Here is an 11,965-nt window from a genome sequence, read left to right as displayed (position 1 = left end):
GCAGGCCTATTCCCGTCGGCGCGGCCGACATGTAATCAGTTTGAAGGCGCGAACCCAATTCGATGACCGCACTCGACCGGTACATGGCGCGCCTGATCGCGGTCCCGCTGATCTCCACGCTGCTGATCTCGGCAATGCTGCTGGTGCTCGACCGGATGCTGCGCCTGTTCGACTTCGTCGCGAGCGAGGGCGGGCCGGTCAGCGTAGTGTGGCAGATGCTCGCCAATCTGCTGCCCGAGTATCTGGGTCTCGGCATCCCGATCGGGCTGATGCTCGGCATCCTGCTCGCCTTCCGCCGCCTTGCCACCACGTCGGAGCTCGACGTGTTGCGCGCGGTGGGGATGAGCTATGGGCGCATGCTGCGCGTGCCGTTCATGTACGCCATCGCACTCGCCGCGCTGAACCTCGCGATCGTCGGCTATATCCAGCCCTATGCCCGCTACAATTACGAAGGTCTGCGGTTCGAATTGCGTACCGGCGCGCTCGGCGCGTCGATCAAGGTCGGGGAGTTCACCAATCTCGGCGATCGCATGACGCTGCGGATCGAGGAGAGCAAGAATGAAGGCCGCGATCTTTCCGGCATCTTCGTCAGCGCGCGTGCGCCCGGCGGCGACATCGTGTCCGCCACTGCGGAAAAGGGCCAGTTCCTGCGCACCGACGATCCCGACGTCATCATCTTTCGCCTGACCAAGGGTACGCTGATCCACCAGTCGCCCAAGTTCGACGTGCCGCGCGTGCTGACCTTCGACGCGCATGACCTGCCGATCGACCTGCCCAAGTTCGAACAGTTTCGCCAGCGTGGCGAGAACAAGCTGGAGCTCACCCTGCCCCAGCTCGCCCAGATCGGGAGCGATCCGCAGGCGAGCGAGCAGGAGCGCGATGCCAGCCGATCGACCTTCCACTTCCGGGTGGTCGAGGTCGCGACGATGCTGCTGCTGCCCTTCCTCGCGCTGGCCCTGGGGGTACCGCCCAAGCGATCGACATCGGCGCTCGGCGTTTTCCTGTCGATCGTGATGATCGTCACCTATCATAAGATCAACGAATACGCCCAATCGATCGGGAGCCTGGGGCGGATCGACCCGCTGATCGCTCTGTGGGGCCCGTTCCTGATCTTCGCCGGACTGGTGTTCTGGATGTACTACACCCTAGCCTTCGTCCCGGGCGGACAACCGATCGGCGCGCTCGAGAAATTCTTCGCCAAGGCGTGGAAATCGGTGGCCAAATATCTGCCTGGCCGGCGCAAGCGGAAGGCGGCGGCATGATCCACGCGCTCACCGATTTCTTCCCGTCGCGGACCGTGTCGCTCTATATGGCGCGATCGTTCCTCATCAATACCTTTGCCTTCCTGATCGGGCTGGTGCTGATCCTTCAGACGCTCGACCTGCTCAGCGAATCCGGGCGGATCCTAGCCTATCCCGGCAATGGCGATGCGCAAGTGTGGCAATATGTCAGCCTGCGCGTGCCTCAGATCATTGCGACCTTCCTGCCCTTCTCGGTGTTGCTGGGCACGATCATCACCTTCACCACGATGAACCAGAACAGCGAGATTATTGCGCTCAAGGCGTCGGGCCTCTCGGCGCATCAGGTCCTGGCGCCGCTGATGATCGCGGGGCTGGGTGTCGCCATCATCTCCTTTACCTTCAATGACCGCATTGTCTCGCGCGCCAGCACGACGCTGGCGGCGTGGAAGAAGGTCGAATATGGCCCCTTGCCGATCGATCGCGGCGACCGCTCGAACGTTTGGGTGCGCGACGGCAGCCATCTGGTCCATGCCCAGCAGATCAAGGGTCGCGGCGACGCGGCGATCCTGGGCGGCATCACCGTCTATGAGCGTGACGGCGCGGCGCTGAAATCGCTCGTGCGCGCCAAGACCGGGCGGCGCGAAGGCGATGGCTGGCGCGTCACCGGGGCCGAGCGGTTCGACGTCGCGACCGGCAAGCTGACCCCGCTGGGCAGCGTCGTGGTCGCGCAGGGCGTCCGCCCCGACCAGTTTACCCTGTCCAACGTCGTTGCCGAAAGCATGTCGTTCGGCGCGCTAGCCGAAGCGATCGACGACCTGCGCGCCGCCGGTCGCCCGACCAAGGCACTGGAGGGCGCGCTGTGGCACAAATTGTCCGGCCCGCTGTCCGCCGTGCTGATGCCGCTGCTCGCAGCCGTCGCCGCTTTCGGCATCGCGCGCTCGGGCAAGCTGTTCGTGCGCGCGGTAATGGGAATGGGCCTCGGCTTCCTCTATTTCGTCGCCGACAATTTCGCGCTGGCGATGGGCAATTTGGGCGCCTACCCGCCCTTCCTCGCCGCCTGGGCACCGTTCCTGCTGTTCGCGATGATCGGCGAAGCGGTGCTGCTCAAGAGCGAGGAATAGCGGGACTTCCCCCTCCAACGTCGCCCCGGGCTTGACCCGGGGCCGTGCTGCCTTGGTCGAATGAGGAAGTAGCCCCGGCCCGGGTCGAGCCCGGACAGACGAGAAAGGGCGGCAAGGCATTCGCCCGCCGCCCCAATCCGATCACGCTCGCAGCGGCCGTCAGCCCGCCCGCACCTTCATCGTGCTCGCCGCCAGCCGCGCCATCAGTCCACGCAGTGTCGGGTAGTTGGCGCCCTGATAGGTCGAGTCGGCCCCCAGCGCCTCCGACAGCCGCCGATGCGCCTCGCCCAGCGAATGATAGGGCAGGCTCGGCAACAGGTGATGCAGCGCGTGGAAGCGCAGGCCAACCGGCGCCCACAGATAGGGCAGGAACCCGCCCGGCACGTTGACGCTGTCTAGATACTGCGCGGTCACCGTCAGCGGCTCGCCCTCATTCTCCCACAGATGCGCAACCAGCGTGCGAACCTGGTTGAGCACCGCGACGCCCGAGATCACGAGCATATAGGTCAGAAACGCCTTGAGCGGCAGCACGCCGGTCGCAACCGTGGCGATCAGCGTCACCGCAACCACGCTCGCGCCGATTTCCTGCCAGCGCCACTGTTTCGCAAATTCGCCTTCGGGCGACTTGCGCTCGAACTTCGGGTTGATCTGCAGGCCCGAATAACGGCCGACAACGATGCGGCGCAGCTTCTTCGACAGCAGCGACAGCGGACCCAGCACACCAAAGCGCAGCAAGAGGCCGACCGGCATCAACGTCGAGACCAGCAGGAACACCGGCAGCGTCCACGGCTTCATCAGCGCCAGCGGCAGATATTCGGGATCCTCGACCGTGCCATAGCGCGTGCGCGTATGGTGGATCGTGTGAATGCCCTCGTACATGAAGCTCGGCAGCATCATCGGGATGCCGAGCAGCAGGTTCCACCCCACCCGGAAACCGGGCAGCAGCGAATGCTTGAGGTGCGTAATCTCATGGATGAACAGGCTTGCGCGATAGAGCGCGAGCACCGCCAGCACCGCACTTGCGAGAGCCCAGCCCAGTGACGGGGCAAGGATCGCCCCGGCCAGCGCGGCATAGCCAATTGCTGCCGAGCCCAGGAAATCGGTCCAGTAAATCCGCGGGCTGGGCGTCTGCAGGTCGCGTGTCAGTTCGGCCGCCGCGCGCAGCATCGCCTTGTCATCGGCCATGCCCGACAGGCGGATCTTCGCCGGCGCGGCGGGCGCGTCAGCCGCGCGGTCCGGCACGGCCGCATCAAGGGCGAGGGTGTTCATAGCGTAAGGCATTGCCAGCAGATCGTGGCTATTGCGTGGCATTTCAACAGTCTCCCGTTTGCAGTCCAGCCGAGCTGGGCCGGCGCCGTGCCACCAACTCAATCGCGTGCGGTTGACTTGTCGCCTGCTTGGCGTGACTGCTTTGACCGACATCAACGAAAGGTGCCAATTCGTGGCCAACGCCCCCCTCGCCATCCGTCCGGTTACCAGCAAGGCGGACAAGCGCGATTTCATCGAACTCGCCTATCGCCTCAACCGCGGCGACCCCAATTGGGTGCCGCCGCTGCGCAGCGAGGTCGCGGGCGCGATCGATCCGAGGAAAAATGGCTGGTTCAGCCACGCCGAGGCGCAGTTGTTCCTGGCCGAACGCGATGGCCGCCCGGTGGGACGAATTGCCGCGCATATCGACCGGTTGGCGCTGGAAATGCCGGCGGAACAGGGCTTCGGCCCCGGCACCGGCTTTTTTGGCCTGTTCGAGGCGGAGGATGCCACGGTCGCGCGCGCGCTGATCAACACTGCACAGGACTGGCTGCGCAAAAAGGGGAGGAACCGCGTGATCGGCCCCGTCTCGCTGTCGATCTGGGAAGAGCCGGGTCTGCTCATCCAGGGCCATGATCACGCCCCGACCGTGATGATGGGCCATCACAAGCCGGCCTATCGCACTTATATCGAGGATGCGGGCTTTGCCCCGGTCAAGCAGCTCAAAACCTATGAGCTGGACATCACACATGCGTTTCCGCCGTTGGTCCAACGCATCATCGCGCTGGGCGAAAAGAACGATCGCATCCGCATCCGTACCGTCGACAAGTCGCGCTTCGCGGAAGAGGCCGCGATCATCCTTGGTATCCTCAACGATGCCTGGTCGGACAATTGGGGCTTCGTGCCGCTGACCCAGCCGGAGATCGACGATGTCGGCAAGAAGCTGAAGCCGATCGTGTTCGAAAAGCTGATCCGCATCGCCGAACTGGATGGCGAGGCGGTCGCGTTCATGATCACCCTGCCCGACCTCAACGAAGCGATCGCGCCGCTCGACGGCAACCTGTTCCCGCTCGGCTGGGCCAAGCTGCTGTGGTGGCTGCACCGCGGCAAGGCGCGCACGATGCGTGTTCCCCTGATGGGCGTGCTCAAGAAGCTGCAGGGATCACGCATGGCGAGCCAGCTGGCTTTCATGATGATCGAATATATCCGGCGCGATGCGGTCGCCGATTTCGGTGCGTCGCGTGGTGAAATCGGCTGGGTGCTTGACGATAATCAGGGGATGAACGCCATCGCCGAGACGATCGAGAGCCGGGTGAACCGGGTTTACCAGATCTACGCGAAGGAACTTGGCTGACGGCGATCGGTAATTGCGGCCCGCGGCGATAGGGGGCGCCGCGGGCCGCGCCCTCGTTACCGTTCGGGGGCGAGGGGATCGAAATTCTCCTGGGCGATCCAGTCCGCGCGGGTCTTGCAGGTCTTTTTCGCCAGGCGCGAACCGGTGGTCTTCGTCACGACGCAATAGCGCTTGGTATCCGCCTGCACGGCGGCTGCGTCGTCCGGTTGAGCCGACGCCGACGGAGCGGTGTCACGGGCCATCGCGGGGGCGGCGCTGGCAATGATCAGGCTGGCTGCCGCGGCGGTGATGAACTTGCGCATGATAAAGTCTCCTCGGGAATTGCTTGGGGCTTGCGGGCCGGCTGGTTGCTCTGCTCTACCCGCAGCTGTGTTAGTGCATTAGTCATGCCAAACACTCGAATTCTGCAAAAACAATGGTTTAGCTCGTTGCAAGAGCAACGATCGGGAAAATATTCACCGAAGATCAGGAAAATTCACCATTGTTCAGCGCGGCGATTGCGCCAAAGCGGACATCAACCCGGCGCTAGCTGCGCAATTTCACCCAGGTCGGCGCATGATCGCTCGCCTTCTCGCGACCGCGATAGTCCTTGTCGACGCCAGCATCGCCAAAGCGATCCGCGGCCATCGGGCTGAGCAAGAGATGGTCAATGCGGAAACCTGCATCGCGCTGCCATGCACCCGCCTGATAGTCCCAGAAGGTCCACACCCGCCCCGCCGGAAAGCGTGTGCGCAGCGCGTCGGTCCAGCCCTGCGCCAGCAGCGCGCGATACCCCTGCCGCGAGTCCGGCTGCATCAATGCGTCATCGGCCATTGCCCTGACCGAATAGACGTCATCGTCATTGGGAATGACGTTGTAATCGCCCGCCAGCACGACCGGCCGCTCTTCGGTCAGCAGGTCGCGCGCGTGCGCCGACAGCCGATCGATCCAGCGCAGCTTGTAATCGAACTTCGGCCCCGGCACCGGGTTGCCATTGGGCAGGTAGATCGACGCGATCACCACGCCGTTCACCTCCGCCTCGATATAGCGGCTATGCTCGTCCTCGGGCTCGCCCGCCAAGCCGCGCTTGCGCTCGACCGGATCCGCGCCCTTGGCGAGGATGGCGACGCCGTTGAACCCCTTCTGCCCGTGCCACACAGCGCCATAGCCCGCGGCACGGATATCTGCCTCCGGAAAGCCCTCGTCCGCCGACTTCAGCTCCTGCAGGCAGACCACATCGGGCTGCTGCTCGGTCAGATATTCGACCAGGCGCGGCAGTCGCGCCTTGATCCCGTTCACATTGTAGCTGACGATTTTCAAGGCGCGGTCAGACGGCGAAGCTGGTGCCGCAGCCGCAGCCCGATGCAGCATTGGGATTGGTCACGCGGAATGCCGCACCGCCGAGCGATTCGACGAAATCCACGCTCGCCCCGCGCACCAGATCGAGGCTGATCGAATCGACCAGCAGCGTCACGCCATCGGTCCGCGCGATCGCATCGTCATCGGCGGGCGCATCGGCCAGCTCGAACTTGTACTGAAAGCCTGAACATCCCCCGCCCTCGACCGAGAGGCGCAGCACGGCGGGCTTGCCCTGCTTGGCTGCAATCGCCGCGACACGCGCGGCAGCAGCGGGGGTAAGGCCGATCTCTTCGGAAAGCGCGGTTGCCATGCCCAGCAGATAGGCGTCCCACACGATGGCCGCAAGCCAAACGCAAAAGGGCCGCCCGGTTGTCCCGGTGCGGCCCCGTCCCTCTCCTGTTATTTCGTCTGGATCAGTTACCGCCGACCGCGGTCAGCTGCAGCCGTGCGGCGCTCTGCTCGACCTGCTCGATCACGCTGGCGTTCTGCATGAACGGCATCGGGTTCAGCGCCTTGCCGTCGACACGGACTTCATAGTGAAGATGGCTGCCGGTCGACCGGCCGGTCGACCCCATCAGGCCGATCAACTGGCCGCGACGCACCCGGGTGTTCGGCGCGACGAGGATTTTGGACAGATGGCCATAGCGGGTCTCGATGCCCTTGCCATGGTCGATCGTGATGAGGTTGCCATAACCGCCAAAGCGACCGGTACGGCCCGTCACGCCGTCCGCAGTGGCATAGATCGGCGTGCCGACCGGCCCCGGAATGTCGATGCCCGCATGCATCGCCGCCGTGCCATGGAACGGATCGGAGCGGACGCCGAAGCTGCTGGTCAGGCGCATATTTTCGACCGGCTGGAGCGACGGGATCGCAATCACCGACTGTTCGAGCACGTCGAGCTTCTGCCAGGTCTGGAACAGCGAGCGGAACTGCGCGTCGGCACTCGCCTCGCCCGCTGCGGCTGTACCCTCGGGTGCCGCTTCATACGGACCGCCCATGCCGCCGCCGACGAAGCGCTCGGGCTGGATACCCATCTTGCGCAGCTGCTGCTGGGTCAGGTGGAGGCGGATTTGCGCGGTGCGGTGCGCCTTTGCCGCCAGCTGCGTCTGACGCGCCTCGACCTGGCGGAGCGGGGCGAGCACCTCGCGCGCCATCGCGCTATCGGCATCGACCGACACATTCTCGATCGGCATGCCGACATCGGCGGGCGAACCCTTGCCGCTCAGCACGCCGGCAATGATCTTCTGGCGCTGTTCCACGCGCGCGGCCTGGACCTTGGCGGCTTCCTTGATGGCAGCGACATCAGCCTCAAGCCGGGTCATCTCGGCGCGCATCTTTTCCATCCGCGCTTCGGGCGTCGCTGCGGTGCCGGCGACGCCGGTCGCCATGATCGCGCCGAACGCGGCCTGCGACACGCCATAGGCAGAGAAAGTGACGGTGATGGCAGCGACGCCGGCGAGGATCGCCTGGGTCCGTCCCGCCACGCTGAACCGCTTCAGGTCGCGGCCGTCATGAAAGATGAAATCACGGGTCGTGAACAGATCGCGGAACCGCGTTACCAAATTCGCGTTGAGTGTAGTGCTGACCATGAGTCCCCGGCAACCACAGACACGCGCCAATTCAGGTGGCACACGCCTTCGTTAAGCAATCGCGTCAGGAAGCAGCCCCTCCGCATCCGACGGATTGGGTTAGAGACTGATCCCACCGGGTACGGCAAGGCTTTCGTAATAGTCGCGCGTCAGACCGGCTGTCTCGCGCGCCGAGTCGTTGAACGGAGGCTTAACCGTTCCGCGAAAATAACGATCCAGCAGCGCGCGCCATTCCACACGCGAATCGATTCGCCGCGCCGCACAGAGCGATTCGAACCAGCGCGTGCCGGCCGCGACGTGCACGATCTCGTCGCGGAAAATCCGCCTGAGAATTGCGGCCGTGGCATCGTCGCCAACCGCTGCGAACCGCTCGATCGTCGCCGGCGTCACATCCAGCCCGCGCGCCTCCAGCACCATCGGCACCACCGCCAGGCGGGCGGCAGCGTCGCCCGAAGTCGCGACAGCCGCCTCCCACAGGCCGGCATGGGCGGGCATCGCGCCATAATGGCTGCCCAGCTGCTTCAATCGCCGGTCGAGCAGCGCAAAATGCATTGCCTCATCCGCGCCGACCTTCATCCAGTCGTCGGTGAAGGCGCGCGGAAACTGCGCGCCGAACCGTCCAACAAGGTCGAACGCCAGGTCGATCGCGACGAACTCGATATGGGCCAGCGCGTGAATCAGCGCGACGCGGCCGCGCTCCGATCCGCCCTTGCCGCGCTTGGGCATGCGGTTGGGCGGCAACAATTCGGGCGCATCGGGGCGCGCCGGTTCGTCGGGCATCGCCACGTCGAACGCGAAGTCGAGCCGCCCGAGCCGCCAGTCGCGCGCCGCCTGTCGTGCCGCGGCGACCTTTGCCAGCGGATCGGCGGCGGCGAGCACCGCCCGCGCCGCCCCGGCCACCGTCCGGGTCACGCCGAACCCAGCTCCTTCGCCGCTTCCAGCACTTCGATCACATGGCCGGGCACGCGCACCTTGCGCCACGCCCGCACCAGCGTCCCATCGGCGTCGAACAGGAACGTCGAGCGGTCGATGCCCATATATTTCTTGCCGTACATGGATTTTTCGACCCACGACCCGAACGCTTCCAGCGCCTTCCCATCCGGGTCGGTCGCCAGCGGGACGGTCAGATCATATTTGGTGACGAACTTCTGGTGCTTGATCGTGTTGTCGCGCGATACGCCGAGCAGCCGCACCCCCCGCGCGTCGAACTGGCTTTTGAACGCGCTGAAATCCTGCGCCTCGCGGGTGCAACCTGCCGTGTCGTCCTTGGGGTAGAAATAAAGCACTAGCGGCGCCCCGATCATCCCGTCCAGCCGAAAGCCGTTGCCGTCGAGATCGATCAGCTCGACCGGCGGAATCTTGTCGCCTTCCTCGATACGCATCATCCGCTCCCTTGCGCTTGCGCCGCCATGGCCCAGGCCCCGGCGACCTCCTGCCGGTGCCGGTCGAGCAACGCAACCACATCATTCCATTCCGCCGCGCCGACCGCGTGGGCCACCATTGTACGGGTCGCTGCACCCGGAGGCTGGGCATCCGGCGCCACGAGCCGCATCGTCACCAGCAGGCGCGTGAGGAAGTCATGCGCGGCGCCGATCCCGGGCGACAGCAGCCCTGCGGCGGACAATACATCCGCGGCTTCCCGCAGTCCCGGCATGAACGCCGTGCGGTGCACCAGCTGAAGCGTGTGGACCGAAAATTCCAGGTCAACCAGACCGCCCGGCAACAGCTTTGCGTCGAGCGGCCCTTGTGGCGGCTTGTGCGCAGCCATGTCGGCGCGCATCTTCGCCGCCTCCGCCGCAATATCCCGCTGTGGCCGATTACCTGCAAGCACGTCGGCGATTACCCCCGCCACCGCCCCGCGCCCAGCTGCCGATCCGAACACCGTGCGCGCCCGGGTCAGCGCCATATGCTCCCAGGTCCACGCTTCCTCGCGCTGATAGCGGGCAAAGCCGTCGAGCGAGACCACGAGCGGCCCCTGCGCACCCGACGGGCGCAGCCGCGTATCGACCTCGTACAGCGCACCCGCCGCCGTCGCGACCGACAGCGCCGCAATCACGCGTTGGGCAAGGCGGTTATAATAGGTCACCGCGCCCAGCGGCTTTTCGCCATCGGATTCGGCAAGGTGATCGCCGGTGAACAGGAAGATGAGGTCGAGGTCGCTGGCATGGGTCAGCGCCCCGCCGCCGAACCGGCCGAGTGCAAGGATCACTAGTTCGCTGCCCGGCACCTTCCCGTGCCGCCCCGCGAATTCCGCGACGGTCGCCTCGGCCAGCACCGCCAGTGCAGCTTCCGCCACGCGCGCATAGCCCGCCGACACGTCGAGCGGGTCGCTTGCCCCTGCCACGATCTGTGCGCCCAGGGCAAAGCGCTTCTCGCCGACGATCTGGCGGACATGGTCCAGCAATCGCTGGTAATCGTCCCCCGCCTCGCGCCGCGCCATATCCCGCGCCAGCTCCGCCACCGACCCCACCGGTGCCAGCGCGCTCGCGTCGATCAGCCCGTCGAGCAGCTCGACCCGGCGTGCCAGGGCATCGGCCAGCGTCGGCGCGTGGCTCAGGATCGTGCCGAGCAGCCGGGCCAGTGTCGGCCGCGCCTCCAGCAAATGGAACAGGTTGAGCGCGGTCGGCAGCCGCGACAGGATCGTGTCGAGCCGCGCCAGCGCTGCACCCGGGTCGGGCGACTGGCCGATCGCGGCGATCAGCGGGGGCAAGGCCGCCTCCATCGCCGCCTGCGCCGGGGCACTGCGCAATGCGCCATAGCGCCCGCTGCGCCATCCTTCGATCAGCCGGGTCGCGCTTGCGGGATCGGCAAATCCGGCCTCGGCCAGTCCCGCCTCGGCCACCGCCGCCCCGGTCGCACCCTGTCCGCCATCGTCGCTGTCGAGCGCGTCATAGATGCGTCCCACCGCCTCGACATGCGGGCGCAGCAGGTCGAGCAGGTCGCCGCCGCGGTCGAGTCCGTGCAGCCGCGCTACCGCGTCCAGCGCCTCGCCATGTGGCAGCGCATGGGTCTGACGGTCGTCGATCATCTGCACGCGATGCTCGATCGTGCGGAACAGGATATAGGCGTCGCGCAGCTGCGCTGCCGCATCCGCGTCGATCCGCCCCGCCGCGGCCAGCGCCGCCAGCGCATCGAGCGTCGCCGGCGCGCGCAAAGCCGGATCGCGCCCGCCATGGATCAGCTGGTGGATCTGCGCGAAAAACTCGACCTCGCGGATGCCCCCGCGCCCGCGCTTCAGGTCGAACCCCGGCCCGAATGCCTGGCCCTGCGCATGGTGATCGCGAATGCGGCGCGAAATGCCGCGAATCTCGCGGATCGTGCCGTAATCGAGCGCGCGCCGCCATACGAACGGACGGATCGTGTCGAGGAACCCCTGCCCCAGCGTGCGATCCCCCGCCGCCGCCCGCGCGCGGATGAAGGCCGCCCGTTCCCAGGGCAGCGCCTGCGATTCATAATAGCTGATCGCCGCCTCGGCCGGGAGCACGATCGGCGTCACCTCGGGCGAGGGGCGCAGCCGCAGGTCGATGCGCAGCACATAGCCATCGGCATCGCGCGCCTGCAAAATCTCGACCACGCGCCGCCCGATCCGCACCGCCGCCTCCTCGACCGCATCGCGCTCGCGATGTGGCAGCGTGGCAGCGTCGAAGATCAGGATCGGGTCGATGTCGGACGAGTAGTTGAGCTCATGGCTCCCCTGCTTGCCAAGCGCAATCGCGGCGAGCCCGCGCGGCTCCGCCCCCGGTACCCGCTCGACGATGGCTCCGCCGATCGCGGCATCCAGCGCATAGTCCGCAAAATCCGACAATGCGCGGGTCACCGTGGCGAAATCGAGCTGCCCCGACAGATCACCGATCGCTGCCGCCAGCGCCAGTCGCCGCCGCTCGATCCGCAATCGACGGGACAGCGGCATGGCTGGATCGTCGATCCGCGCCGCGGAAAAAGGATCGCGTACCGCATTTACGATGTCGCCGATCAGTGCCTGCTCACGCTCGATCAGATGAGCCAGGAAGGGCGCATTACCCGCAGCACGTGCGATTGCGTGGGCAATCGCAGGGTCAGATCCAGCCATACAAT

At 66.0% G+C, this 11,965-nt stretch carries 11 protein-coding genes; 3 read left to right on the top strand and 8 right to left on the bottom strand.

All coding sequences use genetic code 11. The features are described 5' to 3' along the window. Positions 1-62 precede the first annotated feature (62 nt). Together lptF and lptG are read left to right on the top strand one after the other, a co-directional pair. Positions 63-1,262, top strand: coding sequence for an LPS export ABC transporter permease LptF (gene lptF / locus ACO05N_RS10665; RefSeq protein WP_422057079.1), 1,200 nt, complete (start codon positions 63-65; stop codon positions 1,260-1,262). Next, entirely contained in the window at positions 1,259-2,362 is a 1,104-nt protein-coding gene (lptG, locus tag ACO05N_RS10660; RefSeq protein WP_422057078.1) for an LPS export ABC transporter permease LptG, read from the top strand. The genes lptF and lptG overlap by 4 nt, the downstream gene beginning before the upstream one ends. A gap of 159 nt (positions 2,363-2,521) precedes the next feature. On the opposite strand, the gene ACO05N_RS10655 is transcribed toward lptG, so the two are convergent. Beyond that, positions 2,522-3,643: a fatty acid desaturase family protein gene (locus tag ACO05N_RS10655; protein WP_422057077.1), complete on the bottom strand. Its 1,122-nt coding sequence runs from the start codon at positions 3,641-3,643 to the stop codon at positions 2,522-2,524. Between the two features lie 160 nt (positions 3,644-3,803). On the opposite strand from ACO05N_RS10655, the gene ACO05N_RS10650 reads away from it, so the two are divergent. Then, entirely contained in the window at positions 3,804-4,964 is a 1,161-nt protein-coding gene (locus tag ACO05N_RS10650; RefSeq protein WP_422057076.1) for an N-acetyltransferase, read from the top strand. 56 nt (positions 4,965-5,020) lie between these two features. Here ACO05N_RS10650 and ACO05N_RS10645 read toward each other — a convergent pair whose 3' ends face one another. From ACO05N_RS10645 to glnE, 7 genes are all read right to left on the bottom strand, one after another. After that, positions 5,021-5,266, bottom strand: coding sequence for a hypothetical protein (locus ACO05N_RS10645; protein ID WP_422057075.1), 246 nt, complete (start codon positions 5,264-5,266; stop codon positions 5,021-5,023). 223 nt (positions 5,267-5,489) lie between these two features. After that, positions 5,490-6,263 carry an exodeoxyribonuclease III gene (gene xth / locus ACO05N_RS10640; protein WP_422057074.1) on the bottom strand — a complete coding sequence of 258 codons (774 nt, stop codon included), beginning with the start codon at positions 6,261-6,263 and terminating at the stop codon, positions 5,490-5,492. 7 nt (positions 6,264-6,270) lie between these two features. After that, a complete protein-coding gene (erpA, locus tag ACO05N_RS10635) occupies positions 6,271-6,612 on the bottom strand; it encodes an iron-sulfur cluster insertion protein ErpA (RefSeq protein WP_422057073.1) in 342 nt (113 codons plus the stop codon). 103 nt (positions 6,613-6,715) lie between these two features. Then, the gene (locus ACO05N_RS10630) at positions 6,716-7,891 is read right to left on the bottom strand and encodes a M23 family metallopeptidase (RefSeq protein WP_422057072.1); all 1,176 of its coding nucleotides are present in this window, start codon (positions 7,889-7,891) and stop codon (positions 6,716-6,718) included. Positions 7,892-7,990: 99 nt separating this feature from the next. Next, complete coding sequence (locus ACO05N_RS10625) at positions 7,991-8,803, bottom strand: ferritin-like domain-containing protein (protein WP_422057071.1); 813 nt, start codon at positions 8,801-8,803, stop codon at positions 7,991-7,993. After that, positions 8,800-9,276, bottom strand: coding sequence for a peroxiredoxin (locus ACO05N_RS10620; protein WP_422057070.1), 477 nt, complete (start codon positions 9,274-9,276; stop codon positions 8,800-8,802). Before ACO05N_RS10620 ends, ACO05N_RS10625 begins: the two co-directional genes overlap by 4 nt. After that, positions 9,273-11,960, bottom strand: coding sequence for a bifunctional [glutamate--ammonia ligase]-adenylyl-L-tyrosine phosphorylase/[glutamate--ammonia-ligase] adenylyltransferase (glnE, locus tag ACO05N_RS10615; protein WP_422057069.1), 2,688 nt, complete (start codon positions 11,958-11,960; stop codon positions 9,273-9,275). The genes ACO05N_RS10620 and glnE overlap by 4 nt, the downstream gene beginning before the upstream one ends. Positions 11,961-11,965 lie beyond the last annotated feature (5 nt).

The organism is Sphingomonas sp., assembly GCF_965227385.1.
GTDB lineage: Bacteria > Pseudomonadota > Alphaproteobacteria > Sphingomonadales > Sphingomonadaceae > Sphingomonas.
Note: the sequence above shows the minus strand (reverse complement) of the source record. Positions and strands in the feature narration are given on the sequence as shown.